Consider the following 19,193-nt stretch of genomic DNA (forward strand, 5'->3'; position numbering starts at 1 on the left):
CGATTAAGTATAGTTCGCTCTTCTCAACGGAGAGTTGGCCGAGTGGTCGAAGGCGCTCCCCTGCTAAGGGAGTATACGGGCAAAACCTGTATCAAGGGTTCGAATCCCTTACTCTCCGCCATATTCAAAAAATCCCTGAATTAATTCAGGGATTTTTTATTTGCCTGCCGTCTGTGGCAGAAATAATGGTATATCTATTGGTGAGTTTGATTGGTTAATCGGTTTATCAATTGTTTCATAATAGTTTGAGCAGTGGCCTTTCCACTCCTGTTTCATTTGCAATCCTGTTTTGTGTTTTGTCAATAAATTTAATGCTTTTTTTGTATGTTTATGTTAAATTAATGAATGATTACTATTATCATTTAATTTGATTTTAATTTAATAGTTTATTTGAATTTTTTGCTGGAACAATAATTATCAGGAGTCTATCTTCGTATGCGTAAACTGGTTCATCATTCTTTTTCGCTGGCGTTACTTTCTACTTTAATTTCTCCATTATATGCTGCCGATGCAGAATTGGAAGATGTGGTGGTGACTGCTTCCGGGTTTAAACAGCAGGCCAAAAATGCAGCAGCATCGATTACCGTGATAAATGCCAAGGAACTGGAAACAAAAGAGTATCACGATGTTACTGATGCCTTGCAGGATGTTCCTGGGGTAGTGGTGACTGGTGGTGGCAGTACAAAGGATATCAGTATTCGTGGTATGTCTGGTGCGTATACGATGTTGCTGATTGATGGTAAACGGGTGAATTCGCGTGCTGTCCGTCCTAATTCGGATGGTCCTGGTATTGAACAGGGCTGGATGCCACCAATTTCTGCTATACAGCGTATTGAAGTGATTCGTGGCCCGGCTTCGGCTTTATATGGTTCAGATGCCATGGGTGGGGTCATTAATATTATTACTAAGAAAACGGCTGCCGACTGGACTGGCTCAATTAAAACGGATGCAACAATACAACAGCATAGTAATAGTGGTAATACGCTGCAAAGTAGTATTTATGTCTCTGGTCCATTAATTGAAGACCGGTTAGGTATTCGTGCCAGTGGCGGATATTCTCACCGAGATGAAGACAAATTTGTCGGTGGATATAAGGAACAGCGGATGCGTGACGGGGATTTTGTGCTGTCATGGACGCCGGACGATAGAAATACAGTTGATTTGGAAGTAAGCCGCAGTTTGCAAAATCGCAATGGTAAGGTAGGCAAAACTATTGACACGGCACCACGCAGAGGGAGAAAACCGACTGACGATTACACTCTGTATGATCGCAATCAGTACAGTGTTACGCATCGTGGCTATTACAATAATATTGATACACAGTCATATGTACAGCGTGAGGAAAACGATAATCCTTCACGTGATATGCATGAGAAGAATACGATTTTTAATACTCAGACTCAGTTTCGTTTAAACAAGCATACGCTGAGTGTTGGCGGAAGATGGCAGCGTGAAGAACTGAATGATTCGGGTAATCAGCTTACCATTAATGGACGACGCTTAAATCATCTGGAACGTGATTCGTGGGCAGTTTTTGGGCAGGACGAGTGGCGTATTGTGCCAACTTTTGCTCTGACTGGTGCTGCACGACTGGATCATGATGAGAATTATGGCTCTGAGATAACGCCAAAACTATATGGTGTGTGGACACCCACTAAAGAATGGACAATCAAGGGTGGATATTCACGTGGTTATAAAGCACCTGCTTTACGGGCAGCTTCAGATGGCTGGGGTCAGGTAACCGGTGGTGGTTACTCTAATGGGATTATTATCGGTAATTCCAATCTGAAGCCGGAAAAATCGGATAATTTTGAAATCAGCTTTAACTGGGATAATAATCGTAATTTATCTGCTGGGGTTACTACCTATTATACGAAGTTTAAAAACAAGATAACGGAAGTGCGTACCTGTCAGGGTAAAGCCGGTTCGAATGCCTGCTCATGGCGTAATGAATATTTTGATTTTATCAGCCAGCGTGAGAATGTGGACAAGGCGGTATTGCGCGGTATAGAAGCAACGTTTGGCTGGAAAATTACCCCGAAAATTGACTGGTCTGCCAACTATACTTATACGCATAGTGAACAGAAGAGTGGCCAGTTTAGTGGTAAACCGCTAAATGAGATGCCGAAAAATATGTTTAATACGACGCTGAACTGGAATGCGAATGAAAAATTCTCTAGCTGGGCGAGATGGAATTTCCGCAGTAGAACTTCAGATTATCTGTCCCGTACTTCTATGGCGATTGGTAAGCCGTCGTATGGTTTTGTAGATGCGGGTCTGGTATTCAAACCGAAAAAAGATGTGATTATCAGTGGTGGTATCTATAATATCTTTGATAAAAAGGTTGATCAGAAGAATTATGGCCGTACTCTGGATGGCCGCCGTTATAATATCAGTGCTCAGGTTAATTTCTAGGCTACTGGTTTATTATTCGTATCAGGGGGGAATATCCCCCCTGTTTTTGTTTCTATAATATAGCCGAGTTGAAATTGGCCAGATTCAGTTGCTGCAAGAGAAAGGAGACAAATGACTAGTGTGGGTTTGAGTGAGGTTATTTGATTACTGTCTGCTAAAAATAACTATATGCATGAGGCAGTCAATCAGGCTTTCGTATTCAAGCTGGTTGCTGGCTTATTATCAGAATGCTCAGAATAATATTGATTTCTTAACATTTAGCTTTGTGCTGGAATAATTTTAAGTGCATTTTCACTGGTGATGGTGCCAATATCCTGCCAGTGACAATTTCGTAAGTTGGCGATGACTTCTGCAATCTGGCGTAAATTCTCCGGATTATTGTTCTGATGCGGTAGTGGTGACATATATGGGGCATCGGTTTCAATAACCATGTGCTGTAAAGGCAGTTTTTCGGCGATGAGGCGAATTTTTTTCGCTTGTGGGCGTAGTAGCAGGGAGCCAACACCAATCAGAAAGCCATGCTTAATCCATGCCTGAGCTTCTTCCATACTGCCAGAAAAGGCGTGTGCAATACCGCCATAGGTAAAACGACAGCGTTTGATACTGTGTAAGCAGGCATCGGTGGCATGAACGTGATGAATGATGACAGGCCGCTGTGCTGATTTTGCCAACTGTAACTGGGCTTCAAGGCAGTTAATCTGTAGGTTTTTATCAACTAAACTAGGTGTACGGGCAAAATCCAAACCGATTTCACCGATTAGTGCTTGTGGGTGATGATGTAACAGTTGTTCGAGCTGGCTGAGCGCTAATTCGTTGTAACTGGCTACAAACCAAGGATGTATACCTATGGCGGCGTATATCTGAGGATATGATTGTGCCAGATGAAGGGTGATTGACCAGTCATCAGGGCTGGTTGCAGGCACAAGGAAGTGGTTAATACTTTTTTCGCCAGTCTGGTGTAATAATTGTGTCAGATTGTCGACAAGCGGGCTGTGATTAAGATGGCAATGGCTGTCAAAAAGCATGGTATTAAAAAACACGAGCCGGAAGCTCGTGTCGGTAGTTAACTGGTATTAATTTTGCGGTTGTTCGCCCTCAACGCCGTGACTGTTTTCAGAATCTGCTACAGGAGCTAGTGCATCATCTGCTGGCACCGGTTTGGCGGTCTGCATGGAGGGATGTTGTTGGGCGATAGCCTGTTCTTCTGGTGATACTTCACCCTTGAAGCGATTATTCAGGTCAAAGCGTTTGCCTCCACGCGCCAGAGATTTAATATACCGTGGCCGGCGGCAGTGGTTGGCCAGAACACGGGCAATCAGAGTAGGGTCATACTGGGGCAGGGCAGTAACTAAATCCTGATCAATGCCAATTGCCAAAGGTTTGAAGTGTTTAAATACATCGTATTTACGATAGATATGCTCGGCAATCATATAGGTTTGTTTTTTCTTGCTCATGGTTTGTACAGCAGATTTCAGCGCTGCACCCAAAGCGGTTTCTTGACTCATAAGGTTACTTCCTTGTGGTTTATGGCCATTTCAGTAAATTAAAGATAATCTAATAAACTGATTTTTGGTGATAGCTATGCAGTTATGGCTATAAAAAATAATATCTATGTATTGGGGTCAATTGGAGAATGGTGGGCTATATCTGGTGTCTCAACGCGAATATCAGCATTCTGGGCACGCTGGCGCAGTGCATGATCCATTAATACCAGTGCGAGCATGGCTTCGGCAATGGGTGCAGCACGTAAGCCGACGCAGGGATCATGGCGACCATGAGTAGCCAGTATAACTGGCTCGCCATGAATGTCGATAGAGTGGCGCGGTGTGGCAATGCTGCTGGTTGGTTTAATGGCCAGATTAATATGTATATCCTGACCGCTACTGATGCCACCCAGTATACCGCCTGCATTGTTGGATATAAAGCCTTCTGGTGTTAATTCATCTCCATGCTCACTGCCTTTTTGGCAGATACTATCAAATCCGGCACCGATTTCAACACCTTTAACTGCATTGATACCCATCATGGCATGGGCTATATCGGCATCAAGACGATCAAATACGGGCTCACCTAATCCTACTGGAACATGGCGGGCAGTGACATGCAATTTGGCACCGATGGAATCGCATGCTTTACGTATGCTATCCATATATTGTTCCAGTTCTTTAATCTGGCTGTGGTTGGCGACAAAAAACGGGTTATCATTTATGTAGGCATAGTTTTCAAAACGTATGCTTTTTTCGCCAATCTGGGTGACATGAGCAATAATTTCGGTATTGAAATGTTCTCGTAGCCATTTTTTGGCGATTGCTCCTGCTGCGACACGCATTGCTGTTTCGCGTGCTGAGCTTCGGCCACCACCGCGATAATCACGTATACCGTATTTATGCCAGTATGTATAGTCTGCATGCCCCGGGCGAAAGCTTTGGGCAATATCACTATAATCTTTACTGCGCTGATCGGTATTTCTGATTAATAGTCCGATGGGTGTCCCAGTGGTTTTGCCTTCAAATACACCGGAAAGTATCTCAACGCAATCTGCTTCGCGACGTTGGGTAACATAGCGACTGGTTCCAGGCTTACGTCTGTCTAGCTCAGGCTGGATATCGGCTTCACTAAGCGACAATCCGGGTGGACACCCATCTATGACGCAACCGAGTGCAGCACCATGACTTTCGCCAAAGGTGGTAACAGTAAGGATTTGTCCGAAAGTGTTGCCAGCCATAGGTTTTACTCTTACGTTTTGAGTACAGATTTTGCTGTTGAGTTTAGCATGGTTTATACGGTTTAGGCATAATTTGTCTGATGGCTGATTTATTTTTGTAGCAGATGCATTGATATGGCTAAAAATTTACCAGTTTTATCAGCGTTTTTGCCTGTTACTGATATTTTTATTATTGATGTGATTAGGATTATTGTCAATTTTTATGCTTTTGTTCTGATTGCATAGAAGTTATCATTCATCAGAATGAGGTTTGGGTTGGAATATATGCTATTCAGTAATAGGTAGTATTTACGGGATTATTTCAATTGGGTCGTGGCTTTTTTTGCTGTGTGGATGATTTTGGCGCAGGCTGGCTGGGCTGCTCTGTGCCAGCAATAGTAGGGGGCTCTGACGGCTGGGGTTTGGTTATAATCGGGAAATAAATTGAAGTGCCCAAGCCAAAGTTGTGGTTGCCACCGCCAATACCCACGGCTACGTTGGACGGCATACCAACGCTACACGCGCTTAGCAGGGTTAAGGCAAAGAGAGAAATAGGTATGAATTTCATGGCTTTTTTCAGAAAAATTAATGTTTTTATTATAAAACTTTCTGGCTGTTTGGCGAATAAAATTGTTTTGCCTGCTGGTAATGTTTTGCTGGTAGCAGAAAATGCGAACAGTTTATCGGTTATTTGAATTTCTTATGCAATGTCTTTTTTGGTGGGAAATGTTGTCTGTTGTGATTTTTTTAACAGAATGATTTTGAAAATAAATTTGTATAATGATTGCTTGGCTGATTAGGCTGGGGCTGTATTATCACAGACTCATGAAATTCGGTGAGCGCTGTCTAATGGGTGATGTTATTGTGTTGTTTTAATTTTAAAATAATCTATTATCACCAGCGCATGTTACATATATGCACTGTCTATTAGTTTAGCGAAGTTCACTTATTGGGTAGTTTGTCACTAATGGTTGTGTTTTTAGGTTTGCTAATCGCACAAACAATTGTTTGGCGCATTCATCTGCAAGCGCAAGCACATATGGTAATTTATCAGTACCTGATTTTCTCTGGATATTTTGTTAACCCGCTTTATTTTAAAACCCCATTTTTTGAAAATTGGCATGGCCACTTTTGAAGCATCTACACTTAATTGTGAAAGCTTTTTCTGGTGGGCCAAGTCAAGCACATGGTCATAGAGTTTTCTAGCTATGCCACGCTTTTGAAAGTCAGGATGCACGTACAGACAGTCTATGTAACCATCATCTCCAAGTTCAACAAACCCCGCAAGGCTTGAGCCAAAGATAGCCATCCAAGGCTGAGTGTTATCTAAACGTTCTAACCACTTCTGATAATCTGGTGGTGTTGAGCACCATGCTTCTTGCTGTGCTTTGCTATAAATATCGGTATCAATAGCATGAATAGACGAATGAAACAAATCGCATATTTCATAGGCATAGAGTGAAGAGTATGGTTTTACTTCAATTTTAGATGCAGCATTACCCAACTTGTTTCCTATTTTCATTATGATTTGCTCTAGCAAGACTTTGCACTTCAATATCGCCAACATTGACAAGGCTGGCTTCCGTACTAATAGCTTCGTGAGTATCCACATCAATAGCTAAGTGTGGTTTGCGCCATGTTCTGCTTTTTTACTTTACATTTACCAAAGACTTTAAGGTCTGTCGAGTCAATAACGAAATATCGAATAGCCCTCACGTTTTATTGCTATATTTGGTGTAAATTGTCTTTGAACGTTTACCGATATTAGTGTAACATCCATTGGCTTGAAAGCCAACTCAAAAAAGCCTTGCAGTGCAGGTGACGGCATAGAGAAAGTCCTCTCCATCATCAAGGCAGTTTCAATCGCGGTATTAGAGTACTGGAAGCCTCCATCACGCATATTTAAAAGGAATGAATAATTAATTTTCTTTTAAAATCCAAGCTGAAGGGTGCGCATTAAAACCAATATGACCATAATAATCAACTGCCTGTGGTGCAGCCAGTAGGGTGATTGAACATGCTTTGTCAGTGTTGTTTTTCACCTCTTTAATTAATTGTTTACCAATGCCTTGTCGTTGATAATCTTCATCCACCGCGAGATCTGCTAAATAAGTAATATAAACAAAATCCGTTAAGCAACGCGCAATACCAATCAGTTTATTATCATGCCAAGCGGTTATTAGCAAATTGGCATTATCTAGCATTGCTTGAAAGCGTATGGTATCCATAAGTGGACGACGCTCGCCTAATGAACAGTGACGATAAAGTGTAATGGCTTGTTCGAGTGTTGGTTTGACATCAGAACGATAAATAATGCGACTCATATTAATCTAATCCCCTATCATGATGTGAATTTTCTACTTGAATTAATTCTAGCTTATTATTGATAAGATTATAATATCTTCTTTTGTAAACTTCTTTACTTTCACTTACATCAGGATCGGCTAATATTCCAGAAATAATAATCAAACTACTATCTAAATGGTACTCTATTGAAAACCCGTTCTCTCCATTTTCATCTTCTATTAAATAAGCATTAGGTAAAGCAATAACTGTGTTAGAAAGTAAATTTCTGATTTCACCACAAATTGCACCACCACCACACCCATAAACCTTAACTAAATATTCATAAGCAAAGTTTGCATTTTTTATTTTTGCTTTAGTTTCAACAGAGAAATCAGCAAAATTTAAATTAGTATTGGTTTTATTTTGATTGGCGTTGGTGTAACCAAATGAAAATAATAAAAAAGATAAAATAGTGTACTTAAATATTTTCATTTTATCTCCAATTGCCGTTTTTAGGCTTTATTGAGACTTCCACTACTTGATTAGGTAGTATCTGTGTTGAATTCAGGCTGTCGCTTTGGTAATCAGATGAGCTATTAAAAGTCGCGATGTGTTTTCGATTTAATAGGCTATGCGTTTTGCAATTAGTTATGTATTACCCGGCCAGTTAATAGTTTATTTTAACAGGCCGGGTTTTGTGTTGGCTATGATGCAGATTAATGCTTAATTATATGGAGCAATGCTTTGGGCTACACTGGTTAATCCCTGTGCCAGAGCTTTAACCATATTACTGTAGCCATTACCTTGCTGAGCAATGCGGACGTTAAAATTCTGTCCTGTTTCATTAGTACCCAGCCAGCTACTATAGCCATTGATGTAGATATAACCATCGTAGCTGCCCTGAAAGGATTGGATATAAACAGTTAGTGTGGCTGCTTTGGGTTTGCTCTCAGGAGTAAACAGATAGTGAGCGCTCTGTTTGTTCAGTTCATTGGCTAATGCCAAACTGATTTCATTGCCCAAATCATCTGCCCATAAATGTTGCTGGGCAAAATGCAGGGTGGTTGGGCTGTCCTGATAAACCAGATTTCCTTGATTGAGACGTTCGGCCAGTACGACTTTAAGCTGAACAGGAGTTCGCTGGCTGGTGGCAGGCAACTGGTAATTACTGCCGGGTAACTGGTAATAGGTTACCGAATTGCTGGCACAGGCACTGAGTGCCAGAGTGGCGGCGCAGACAAGTGGTAGCAGGATTTTCATTATCTGGCTCCTTTTGGCTCAGGGTCATGCCCGCGGCGGTTGAAAATCAGGGCATTGGGTTGCTGTTTCAGGGTTTTCAGTGTCGGCTGTGCCTCTTTCAGCGTGCTATCAATGCTTTTCAGGGTTTGCTGAATATCACCATATAGCGGAGAGGTGCTGGATACGCCTTGCAGGGTGGTACGCAATTCCTTCAGGGTAGCAGCCAGCTCGGCCGGTAGCTGTTGAGTTTTGTTTTGTGCCAGAAGCCGGTCAGCGCTGGCTAAAGTGGTTTTCAGTTGTGCCAGTGTGCTGTCTAGCTGATGCATGGAATGCTCAATTGGCAGGTTGTTCAGTTTGGTTAATAACGTCGATACTTGATTCTGAATCATATCGAATCCGGTATTGCTAGTGCCGATTACGGTATATCCTTGGTAGTGTGCTACTGGTTTGAGTAGCGACTTGCCGGGTTGAGCCTGTGTTAGGCTGATATATTGATTACCTGTAAGCAGATTGTCTTTTTCCAGTGATGCAGACAGCCCTTTATTGAGTGCTTGCTGGATTTGTTGCTGCCAGATTTTGTCATCCTGCTGGCTGGCATTGATTTCCATGCGTCCCGGTTCGATGCGCAGGCGTACCGGTACCCAGCCATGCTGGAATAGTTTATGGCTGTCATTCAGGGCGAAGTAGGGTACGTCGGCAACTGAACCGATGTTGATTCCCTGATACTCTACTGGGGCGCCAACGCTCAGGCCTCGCACTGATTGCTGAAAGAATACCACGTAGTATTGTGCACGTTTGGTGGGCAGGTTATCCAGCTCGCGTTCACTGTTATACAGAGTAAATTCGGTATTGTTGGTAACAGGCTTGCCTTTGCCTTCAAACATGGTTTTGAAAACAATGGCTCCTGAGAGCAGGGCAGGCAAAGGAGCAGAATCGATATGTACACCACCGCCTGATGCAGTAACCTGAATGCCGGTCTGCAACCAGAATTTAACTTTGTCGCCAATCAGACTATCGTACGGACTGTTTATATAAACCTGATAATGGACGCTGTTGTCTTTGGGATCAAAATCGGCTTTTTCAATTCGTCCTGCACTGATGTCTCCGTAAAGTACGGGGCTGCCCGGTGTTAGCAACTTATCACTGTGACCTTTCAAGCGTAGACGGATGCCGCTTTGGGAAATGGCACTGACTGGCGGTAAATCTCCTACAGTAAAGGTCTCGGCCTTTTCTTTGCTATGGCCGGGGGTAAAGGCAATGTAGGAGCCGGATACCAAGGTATTAAGGCCGGTAATGCCACTTTGGTCTATGCGCGGTTTGACGATCCAGAACTGAGTATCTTTACGCAGCATATCTTTGACATCTGCACTCATCTGCGCTTTGATCTGCACTCCTTTTTCATCCGGACTGATGCTGATGGAAGTAACTTTACCCACGGTAACGTTCAGTACTTTGATTGCCGTTGTGTTAATTTCAATTCCATCTGCATCGTTAAGGTACAGGGTAATTTCCGGCCCTGTATGGCGCAGGTGCTGGATAAATAGCCAAGCCCCCGTTAATAACGCCAGTACTGGGATAGTCCACACCAGAACATTAAATGGTGGGGTATGCTTTACTGTAGCCGTTGTTTGCGTAGATTCATTTTCTGTTTGGCTCATGATGAATGCCTTTTAGTGCTACTTTTATGATGAGATGGATGTTGTTTTACCTCATCCCAGATTAAGCGTGGGTCGAAACTGAGTGCTGATATCATGGTTAAAATGACTACTGCGCAAAAGTATATGGTGGCAGCTCCTGGTGTCACATGTGCCAGTGGTGTGGAAAATGCTGACATAAGTATGATAACGACGAAAATATCAATCATTGACCAGCGTCCGATTGATTCGGTAATGCGGTACAACATGGTTAATTTACGTGCAGACATTAGTGGCCGGTAAGCAGCCGAGTAAAGTAATACCAGCATGAATATGATTTTCAGCACGGGAATGGCCATGCTGGCACTGAAAATAACTACGGCTATGAGTACATCGCCATCATTCCACATGTATTCAATACCATCAAGAATGGTACTGGCCAAATTGGTACCCGGGGAACGGGTTATCATCATCGGCAGTAAATTGGCAGGAATATAGAAAATAATGGCTGCCAGTAAAAATGCCATGCTGATACTCAGGCTTAGAGGTTTGCGCCGGCTTAAATAGGAACCACAAACGTCACAGACATTCTGGGTATCCGGTTGTTCAAACAGGCAGTAATGACAATTGATGGTGTCAGCATTATGGATTTGTAATGTTGGGTCGTGGCCAGTAAGGCGCTGAATCTGATAAAAAATCCAATGTTCGGGCACGCCCTGAGAGGTGCGGATGAGCAGAATGGCCAGTACCATCATAAGCCAGAAAGCCAGCCCGAAGTGTATTTGTGCCATACCGCTGATTTTAATATAAGACACCAGCGTAGCAATATAAAATACATCTACCATGATCCAGTGACGCAGACGCACCAGTGTGCGGGTGGCGTATAACATGCCCGGTAACACTTGCTGATAGCGCAGGCCGGTATAAACATACAGGCACAAGAGCAGAAACAGTACCGGTGAACCAAAGGTGAGAAAAAACATGACTTCTGCCAGCAGGGAATAGTCCTGCTGTGCCAGTGACGCTACCATATAGGGAATGGTTAACTCTATATGCATGCCAAACAAATCTATGCTCATGTATAACTGGGTGTATACAATGGTCATGATAATTAGTGAGGCTATGGCATACGCTGTCGGCGTATCAAGCGGATGTGTCTCAACCCGTACAAGATGCTGATGGCAGCGCGGACACAGAGCAGATTCACCCGGCGTCAGGGCAGGAATGAATAATGACATACCGCAGCAGGGGCAGCCAACTTGATGCGCAGGCAGGCTGCCAACAGGTAAGTTGGTTGATGGATGTTGCGCTGATTGTGCGGAACGATAGCTCAAGATATCAGGTTTCAGTTGGGAAAGCAGCTATATAAAAAAATAACTTAACAGAGTAGACATTGCTCTGTTAAGTTTAATATACGTAATTTAAGGCCAATGTGCAATTGGCTTATAACGCAGCAAGCACCGCATCACCCATTTGGCTACAAGAAACGCGCTGGCAGCCTTCTTCAAAAATATCACCGGTACGCAACCCTTGTGCCAGTACTTTACCCACGGCCTGCTCAATCTTTTGTGCAGCATGCTCATTATTCAGGCTGTAACGCAACAGCATGGCTAAAGAGAGGATGGTTGCTAGTGGATTGGCCAGATTCTGGCCAGCTATATCAGGAGCGGAACCATGTGAAGGTTCATACATGCCTTTTCCTGTTTCGTTGAGAGAAGCAGAAGGTAGCATGCCAATGGAGCCTGATAACATGGATGCCTGATCAGAGAGAATATCGCCAAAGATATTGCCGGTGACGATCACATCAAACTGCTTGGGTGCTTTTACTAGCTGCATGGCTGCATTGTCTACATACATATGGGTGACGCTGACATCAGGGTAATCCTTACTCATATCCGTGATGATTTCACGCCACAGTTCGGTAGTTTCCAATACATTGGCTTTATCAACGGAACACAGTTTTTTATTGCGTTTCTGGGCAGCTTCAAAAGCAATTTTACCGATGCGGCGGATTTCACTTTCACTATAACGCATGGTATTGATGCCTTCGCGTTCGCCATTGGGCAAAGTATGGATACCGCGTGGCTCGCCAAAATAGATATCACCGGTTAGTTCGCGCACAATCAGTATGTTCAGGCCAGAAACAACTTCCGGTTTCAGGGTTGAAGCATTGGCCAGCTCAGGATAGAGAATCGCCGGGCGCAGATTACCAAACAGGTTAAGGTCTTTGCGGATGGCCAGTAAACCACGTTCGGGGCGCAATGGACGTTCCAGTTTGTCATATTGTGGACCACCAACTGCACCCAGTAACACTGCATCTGCCTGACGACAGATATTTTGGGTAAATTCGGGGTAGGGATGGCCATATTCATCATAGGCAGCTCCCCCTAACGGTGCATACTGATAATCTGCATCCAGCCCGTCTGCAATAAATTTGTCTAAAATGCGTACCGCCTGTGCGATGATTTCCGGCCCTATGCCGTCACCGGGAAGAATGGCAATGTGTTTGCTCATTTTATTCTTTCTGCATGTTAATTAATTGCCAATGGCCTTGCGGTCATCAGTTTGTTTATTCTGAATAAATGAAAATAGAAATTTGCCCGATTCAATTAGGGCTGGTACAGCCAAGGTTGCTGTTGCTGGTGTTTGATTTCATATGCCTTGATGGCATCTGCATGTTGTAAAGTCAGGCCAATTTCATCCAGACCATTGAGCAAACAATGCTTGCGATGCTCGGTTATCTCAAAATGGTAGTGGTTACCATTGGGTGTGCTGACGGTTTGTTCGGGTAGATTGATACTGAGCTGATAGCCTTCCTGAGCAATAACTTCTTGGAATAGCTGGTCAATTACTTCCTCAGGCAGAATAATTGGTAACAAACCATTTTTATAACAGTTATTAAAAAAGATATCTGCAAAAGAGGGGGCAATGATGGCTCGGAAGCCATAATCATCCAATGCCCATGGTGCGTGTTCTCGGCTGGAACCACACCCGAAATTTTTACGAGTGAGCAAAATATGTGCACCCTGATAACGTGGCTGGTTAAGCACAAAATCCGGATTTAATGGACGCTTGCTATTATCCATGCCGGGTTCACCGTGATCCAGATAACGCCATTCATCGAAAGCATTGGGGCCAAAGCCACTACGTTTGATTGATTTTAAAAACTGCTTTGGAATAATGGCATCTGTGTCTACATTGGCGCGATCCAGAGGTGCTACCAGAGCAGTAAGGGTAGTAAAAGATTTCATGCTGGTATTTCAGTATTGTGTAGTTAATGATTGAATTTTGAGCAAGCCCTGACGGGCTTGCGTACAGTTACATTTCTGAGCGTACGTGGTCAGAAGCATTACTTACTGCCTGACCACCGGAGGAAATATCACGACCCACACCGGAAACAGTATGACAACCCGCCAGAAAACCAACAATGGCAATACTCAAAAGCATCAGTTTTTTCATGATTTTATCCTTGTATGATTATTTATCGGCAGCATTGGATAAGTGCTGGCCACCGGCTCTTACATCCTGTCCCATTCCATGAATTGTGTGACAACCGGAGAGTACAGCCATAACCATTGCAGCAATTAACAACATTTTTTTCATGCCTTACTCCTTAAACAAAGATAAAAGTTAACAAATTCAATCAGAACTACATGCTTATCATGCACTTGCTGGCCTAAAACTGCAAGTTATTCACTTTATATTTGTCGCACATCGGTAAAATGTCCGGTAATTGCTGCTGCGGCAGCCATGGCCGGACTAACTAGATGAGTACGCCCGCCATTGCCTTGCCGGCCTTCAAAATTGCGGTTGGAAGTAGAAGCACAGCGTTCCTGTGGCTGTAAGCGGTCTGCATTCATCGCCAGACACATTGAGCAGCCCGGTTCACGCCATTCAAAGCCAGCCGCAGTAAAGATTTTATCCAGACCTTCTTCTTCCGCTTGCTGTTTAACTATGCCAGAGCCGGGCACAATCAATACCCTTTTAACATTATCTGCCTTGTGTTGCCCTTCTGCGACTTTGGCGGCCATACGCAGATCCTCAATGCGCCCGTTGGTGCATGAACCGATAAATACCACATCAACCGGAATTTCATTTATTGGTGTGCCGGCAGTTAATCCCATATATTGTAAGGCGCGCTGCATGCCTTCGCGTTTAACCGGATCAGCCTCTGCTGCTGGATCTGGTATCTGTTTGTTTATCGCGATAACCATTTCCGGTGATGTGCCCCAAGTTACCTGAGGCTCTATATCTGCTGCGTTAAAGTGATAGGTTTTGTCAAAATGTGCGCCATCATCAGACACCAGAGTCTGCCAATAGCTGACAGCCTGTTCCCATAATGCCCCTTTGGGTGCAAAATGACGGTCTTTGATGTAATCAATGGTTGTCTGGTCTACGGCCACCAGACCAGAGCGGGCACCGGCTTCAATTGCCATATTGCAAAGTGTCATGCGCCCCTCCATTGATAGATTGCGTATGGTTTCGCCACCAAATTCAATTGCATAGCCAGTTCCGCCAGCCGTACCAATCTGGCCGATGATATACAAGGCAATGTCTTTGGCGGTAATGCCGGATTTGAGATTGCCATTAATTTCAATCAGCATAGTCTGTGATTTTTTGGCGGTAATGCACTGTGTTGCCATCACATGTTCTACTTCAGATGTGCCGATGCCATGAGCAAGTGCACCGAATGCACCATGTGTGGACGTATGCGAATCGCCGCATACTACCGTCATGCCCGGTAGAGTAGCACCCTGTTCCGGGCCAACAACATGGACAATTCCCTGATTGATATTTTTAAATGGATAATATTTCTGTACGCCGAAATCCTGAATATTTTTATCCAGCGTATTGACTTGAAGTTTGGATATGGGATCAGTAATGCCTTCATCCCAATGATCAGTAGGGGTATTGTGATCAGCTGTGGCCACAATGCTTTGTTCGCGCCAGAGGGGACGATGCGCCAGCTTCAGGCCTTCAAATGCTTGCGGGCTAGTTACTTCATGCACCAGATGGCGGTCGATATAAAGTAATACTGTGCCATCTGCCTGCTCTTGGACAATATGGCTATTCCACAGTTTTTCATACAGGGTTTGTGCGTTCATTGGAGTAGCTTTGTTTTGTTATGATTTCTGTGTGAGGAATCTTAATACTGTTAAGAGGGATTTACAAGTGTTTTGTCTAAAAATAAAACATTCAGCCGTTTTCAGCAAAAATTTATAGTATTTTTAGACTAAATGTCTAATTTGTTTTAGCAAGCATAGCTGGATTATTTTTGATAATGATAATATTTGCTGTTTTCTGCTGAATTGTCGTTTATTGTTATAATGATGACTGCCATATGAAGCAAAAATGCTGTGTGTGAATGTAGAAAGGAATGAAATATGAGTTTACCGGATGTGGCCGCAGCGCATCGTATAGAGTTGCAGAATTTTGAACGTGCAATTTTAGCCAGACAAACCCAGATTGAATCATGGTTTCGTTCTCAATGGCGACATCACCACGCTCCTTTTTACGGATCGGTGGACATTCGCAACAGCGGATATAAATTGGCCAGTATCGATATGAATCTGTTTCCCGGCGGTTTTAATAATCTGAATCCTGCTTTTCTGCCTCTGGCGTCAGTAGCGGCGCAGGATGCGGTGGAACGTGCCTGTGCTGAAGCTCAGTCAGTATTATTAATCCCCGAGAACCATACGCGGAATACTTTTTATCTGCAAAATGTTTATGCATTGTATTCCATTCTGCGGCATGTCGGTTTAGATGTTCGTATTGGTACACTGAATCCTGAAATTACTCAGGTAACCACGCTTGAAACCGCACTTGGTGACCACATCACACTGGAACCAGTACAACGGCAGGGAAACCATTTGCAGCTGGCGGATGGATTTACACCATGTATGATTCTGTTAAATAATGATTTGTCTGGCGGTGTACCAGAAATCTTACAGGGTCTGGAGCAGACATTGTTACCACCAGTGAAAGCTGGCTGGACCACAAGGCGCAAAAGTACCCATTTTCAAGCTTACAATCAGGTAGCGGCAGAATTTGCCCAGTTAGTAGGTATCGATGAGTGGGTAATCAATCCCTATTTTGAAGTATGCAGCGATCTTGATTTCACTAGCCATGAAGGAGAAAATCGTCTGGCTGAAACCGTCGAACGGCTGTTACAGCGTATTCAGCACAAATATGATGAGCTGGGGATTGAGGATAGGCCTTTTGTTATTGTTAAAGCTGATGCTGGCACTTATGGTATGGGAGTGATGAGTGTGCATTCTGCTGATGAAGTGCGTGGACTCAATCGCAAAAAACGCAATAAAATGGCCAAAATCAAAGAGGGGCTGGAAGTTAGCGAAGTCATCGTGCAGGAAGGTATCTATACTTATGAAACACTGCATGGCGCAACAGCCGAACCTGTTGTATACATGATGGATAGATTCGTTATCGGTGGCTTTTATCGCGTGCATCAGGATCGTGGGCCTGATGAGAATCTTAATGCCGTAGGCATGCATTTTGTCCCATTGAAATGTAATATTGCTTCACCGGAAACGCAAAATGATGAAGAAGAGGCCGTAAGCAAACGCGAGTTTAAGCCGTGGGAAAAGCTGAGCATACCACAGACTAATGATATTACTCAGGCCAGTGATTGCGAAAGTACTCGTTTGTATGTGTATGGTGTACTGGCCAGATTATCTTTACTGGCTGCAGCTATTGAGCTGGAAAATATGCCCGAACCGACTGTTTAATTTGCCTGCACTGCCTTGATTGTATTGTTGTGCTGATTTTCAGGATTCAGCAAAACAGCTTCAGTATTAATAAATCGTTAATTGATAAAGTTATATACATAATGAAAAAAACTCGAGTATTAACCGGCGTTACCCCCAGCGGAATACCGCATTTGGGCAATTATGTTGGGGCAATTCGTCCGGCGATTCAGGCCAGCCTGAACCCTGACGTGGAATCATTTCTGTTTTTATCAGACTATCATGCTCTGATTAAATGTCATGAACCTGAAAAAGTGTACGAATCCACAAAAGCTGTGGCGGCGACCTGGCTTGCCTGCGGTCTCGACCCAGAACGTACCACTTTCTATCGTCAGACAGATATTCCCGAAATAATGGAATTAAACTGGATTCTTACCTGCAATACCGCCAAAGGGCTGATGAACCGCGCACATGCCTATAAGGCAGCCATGCAGGAAAATGCTGAGAAAGGGCAGGAAGACCCGGATCATGGTATTGAAATGGGGCTGTTCTGTTATCCGATGCTGATGAGTGCGGACATTCTGATGTTTAATGCAGATAAAGTCCCTGTAGGTCGAGACCAGATTCAGCATCTGGAAATGGCGCGCGATATTGCAGGCCGTTTTAATCATCGTTTCAAACCGCTGTTTACCTTACCGGAAGCGCAAATCGACGACAATGTTGAAACACTTGTGGGGCTGGATGGCCGTAAAATGAGCAAAAGTTATGGCAATACCATTCCGCTGTTTGAGTCTGAAAAGAAATTGCAGAAAGCTGTTAATAAGATTGTCACTAATCTGAAAGAACCCGGCGAAGCGAAACAGCCGGATGAAAGTCCCTTGTTTGATATTTACAAGGCATTTGCCACGCCAGCAGAAACCGACCAGTTTACACAGATGCTCGCAGATGGACTGGCCTGGGGTGAAGCCAAGAAAATTCTGGCGGCAAAAATCAATGAGGAACTGGCTGAGAAGCGTGAACGCTTTGCGCAACTGAACGCACAGCCTGCTCTGATTGAAGATATTTTGCAGGCTGGTGCTGTAAAAGCGCGCCAGCAGGCACGGCCACTACTGGAGGCAGTACGCGAAGCAGTGGGTATCCGTTCATTAAAATAGAGTATATTTTTATCCGGAAGGGAAAATAACTCTCCCTGCCGGATAAACACTCCGACAGGTAAACTCGATGAAAATCCTATTTATTGCCGACCCGATGGCAGGTTTTAAAACCTATAAAGACACCACGTATGCCATGATGCGGGAGATGGCCAGACGTGGCTGGAAACTGTTTCATACATTAGCCAGTCAGTTGAGTGTGCAACAGGAATGTGTTGTGGCCAGTGCGAGCGAGTTCAGCTTTACTGATGCCAGCGATGAGCATGATCATAACTGGTTTAAACCTTTGCCACCGCAACAATGCCCACTGAATCGTTTTGATGCGGTTATCATGCGTACCGATCCGCCTTTTGATATGCAGTATCTGTATGCTACTCAATTGTTGACACTGGCCGCCAAACAGGGTGCCTATGTGTATAACAGTGGTCAGGCAATGCGTGATTTTAATGAAAAACTGGCCATTCTGGATTTTCCTGAGTTTACCGCCCCAACGTTGGTTACGACGCACGCAGTTGATGTGCGAGCGTTTCTAAGTGAATATCATGACATTATTATCAAGCCGTTGGATGGAATGGGCGGTATGGGTATCTTTCGCCTAAAACAGAACGACCCCAATATTGGCAGTATTCTGGAAATGCTGATGCGTCTGGATAGTCGCACCATTATGGCGCAACGTTATATTCCCGAAATTGTTCATGGCGATAAACGCATATTGATTATCGGCGGTAGAGTTGTGCCTTATGCGCTGGCACGTATCCCGCAGCAGGGTGAAACGCGTGGCAATCTGGCTGCTGGTGGCAGAGGTGTGGCTCAGCCATTGAGTGAACGCGATCTACAGATTGCAGAAACACTGGCTCCAGAACTGGTACGCAGAGGTATTTTACTGGCTGGTCTGGATGTTATTGGTGATTACCTCACTGAAATCAATGTGACCAGCCCAACTGGTTTTCAGGAAATTAGCAAACAAACCGATTGTGATGTGGCCGCATTGTTTGCCGATGCAGTGGAAGAGGCTGCGCGCTTGCACGGTTCACCTGTGTAGTTTTTCATATATTTTATA

19 protein-coding genes, 1 tRNA gene and 1 pseudogene are annotated in these 19,193 nt (G+C 43.9%); 5 read left to right on the forward strand and 16 right to left on the reverse strand.

The genetic code is table 11. From position 1 onward, the window contains the following. Positions 1 to 28: 28 nt before the first annotated feature. Both MJ764_RS02745 and MJ764_RS02750 read left to right on the forward strand, forming a co-directional pair. A tRNA-Ser gene (locus MJ764_RS02745) sits at positions 29 to 121 on the forward strand. 314 nt (positions 122 to 435) lie between these two features. Continuing rightward, positions 436 to 2,415, forward strand: coding sequence for a ligand-gated channel protein (locus MJ764_RS02750; protein ID WP_239324418.1), 1,980 nt, complete (start codon positions 436 to 438; stop codon positions 2,413 to 2,415). A gap of 257 nt (positions 2,416 to 2,672) precedes the next feature. On the opposite strand, the gene MJ764_RS02755 is transcribed toward MJ764_RS02750, so the two are convergent. The 16 genes and pseudogenes from MJ764_RS02755 to leuC form a co-directional block, all read right to left on the reverse strand. Further along, positions 2,673 to 3,440, reverse strand: a complete 768-nt coding sequence (locus tag MJ764_RS02755; protein ID WP_239324419.1) for a TatD family hydrolase — start codon at positions 3,438 to 3,440, stop codon at positions 2,673 to 2,675. Between the two features lie 48 nt (positions 3,441 to 3,488). Further along, positions 3,489 to 3,920, reverse strand: a complete 432-nt coding sequence (locus tag MJ764_RS02760; protein WP_239324420.1) for a ProQ/FINO family protein — start codon at positions 3,918 to 3,920, stop codon at positions 3,489 to 3,491. 104 nt (positions 3,921 to 4,024) lie between these two features. Beyond that, positions 4,025 to 5,140: a chorismate synthase gene (gene aroC, locus MJ764_RS02765; RefSeq protein WP_239324421.1), complete on the reverse strand. Its 1,116-nt coding sequence runs from the start codon at positions 5,138 to 5,140 to the stop codon at positions 4,025 to 4,027. 301 nt (positions 5,141 to 5,441) lie between these two features. Next, positions 5,442 to 5,687, reverse strand: coding sequence for a hypothetical protein (locus MJ764_RS02770; RefSeq protein WP_239324422.1), 246 nt, complete (start codon positions 5,685 to 5,687; stop codon positions 5,442 to 5,444). Positions 5,688 to 6,107: 420 nt separating this feature from the next. Next, complete coding sequence (locus MJ764_RS02775) at positions 6,108 to 6,641, reverse strand: GNAT family N-acetyltransferase (protein WP_239324423.1); 534 nt, start codon at positions 6,639 to 6,641, stop codon at positions 6,108 to 6,110. 25 nt (positions 6,642 to 6,666) lie between these two features. Continuing rightward, positions 6,667 to 7,016: pseudogene (locus tag MJ764_RS02780) on the reverse strand (transposase); the annotation flags it as partial. Between the two features lie 22 nt (positions 7,017 to 7,038). Beyond that, positions 7,039 to 7,443, reverse strand: coding sequence for a GNAT family N-acetyltransferase (locus MJ764_RS02785; RefSeq protein WP_100090974.1), 405 nt, complete (start codon positions 7,441 to 7,443; stop codon positions 7,039 to 7,041). Position 7,444: 1 nt separating this feature from the next. After that, positions 7,445 to 7,897 carry a hypothetical protein gene (locus MJ764_RS02790; RefSeq protein ID WP_239324425.1) on the reverse strand — a complete coding sequence of 151 codons (453 nt, stop codon included), beginning with the start codon at positions 7,895 to 7,897 and terminating at the stop codon, positions 7,445 to 7,447. Between the two features lie 231 nt (positions 7,898 to 8,128). Further along, positions 8,129 to 8,665 (reverse strand): PqiC family protein, encoded by a 537-nt coding sequence (locus MJ764_RS02795; RefSeq protein WP_239324427.1) that lies wholly within the window; start codon positions 8,663 to 8,665, stop codon positions 8,129 to 8,131. Further along, positions 8,665 to 10,302, reverse strand: coding sequence for an intermembrane transport protein PqiB (pqiB, locus tag MJ764_RS02800; RefSeq protein WP_239324429.1), 1,638 nt, complete (start codon positions 10,300 to 10,302; stop codon positions 8,665 to 8,667). Before pqiB ends, MJ764_RS02795 begins: the two co-directional genes overlap by 1 nt. After that, entirely contained in the window at positions 10,299 to 11,612 is a 1,314-nt protein-coding gene (locus tag MJ764_RS02805) for a paraquat-inducible protein A (protein ID WP_275415228.1), read from the reverse strand. The genes pqiB and MJ764_RS02805 overlap by 4 nt, the downstream gene beginning before the upstream one ends. A 109-nt stretch (positions 11,613 to 11,721) precedes the next feature. After that, positions 11,722 to 12,792, reverse strand: a complete 1,071-nt coding sequence (gene leuB / locus MJ764_RS02810) for a 3-isopropylmalate dehydrogenase (protein WP_239324432.1) — start codon at positions 12,790 to 12,792, stop codon at positions 11,722 to 11,724. A 95-nt stretch (positions 12,793 to 12,887) separates the two neighbouring features. Further along, positions 12,888 to 13,529: a 3-isopropylmalate dehydratase small subunit gene (leuD, locus tag MJ764_RS02815; protein WP_239324434.1), complete on the reverse strand. Its 642-nt coding sequence runs from the start codon at positions 13,527 to 13,529 to the stop codon at positions 12,888 to 12,890. Between the two features lie 67 nt (positions 13,530 to 13,596). Beyond that, the gene (locus MJ764_RS02820; RefSeq protein ID WP_100089603.1) at positions 13,597 to 13,737 is read right to left on the reverse strand and encodes an entericidin A/B family lipoprotein; all 141 of its coding nucleotides are present in this window, start codon (positions 13,735 to 13,737) and stop codon (positions 13,597 to 13,599) included. Between the two features lie 18 nt (positions 13,738 to 13,755). After that, on the reverse strand, positions 13,756 to 13,881 hold the full coding sequence (locus tag MJ764_RS02825; RefSeq protein ID WP_080701765.1) for an entericidin A/B family lipoprotein: 126 nt from the start codon (positions 13,879 to 13,881) through the stop codon (positions 13,756 to 13,758). A 95-nt stretch (positions 13,882 to 13,976) separates the two neighbouring features. Beyond that, the gene (gene leuC / locus MJ764_RS02830; RefSeq protein ID WP_239324436.1) at positions 13,977 to 15,383 is read right to left on the reverse strand and encodes a 3-isopropylmalate dehydratase large subunit; all 1,407 of its coding nucleotides are present in this window, start codon (positions 15,381 to 15,383) and stop codon (positions 13,977 to 13,979) included. Positions 15,384 to 15,662: 279 nt separating this feature from the next. On the opposite strand from leuC, the gene gshA reads away from it, so the two are divergent. From gshA to gshB, 3 genes are all read left to right on the forward strand, one after another. Continuing rightward, positions 15,663 to 17,024, forward strand: a complete 1,362-nt coding sequence (gshA, locus tag MJ764_RS02835) for a glutamate--cysteine ligase (protein WP_239324438.1) — start codon at positions 15,663 to 15,665, stop codon at positions 17,022 to 17,024. Between the two features lie 101 nt (positions 17,025 to 17,125). Beyond that, on the forward strand, positions 17,126 to 18,136 hold the full coding sequence (gene trpS, locus MJ764_RS02840) for a tryptophan--tRNA ligase (RefSeq protein ID WP_239324439.1): 1,011 nt from the start codon (positions 17,126 to 17,128) through the stop codon (positions 18,134 to 18,136). 67 nt (positions 18,137 to 18,203) lie between these two features. Then, positions 18,204 to 19,175 (forward strand): glutathione synthase, encoded by a 972-nt coding sequence (gene gshB, locus MJ764_RS02845; RefSeq protein ID WP_239324441.1) that lies wholly within the window; start codon positions 18,204 to 18,206, stop codon positions 19,173 to 19,175. The last annotated feature ends 18 nt before the right edge of the window (positions 19,176 to 19,193 follow it).

The sequence above is a fragment of the Snodgrassella gandavensis genome (assembly GCF_914768025.1).
Lineage (GTDB): Bacteria > Pseudomonadota > Gammaproteobacteria > Burkholderiales > Neisseriaceae > Snodgrassella > Snodgrassella gandavensis.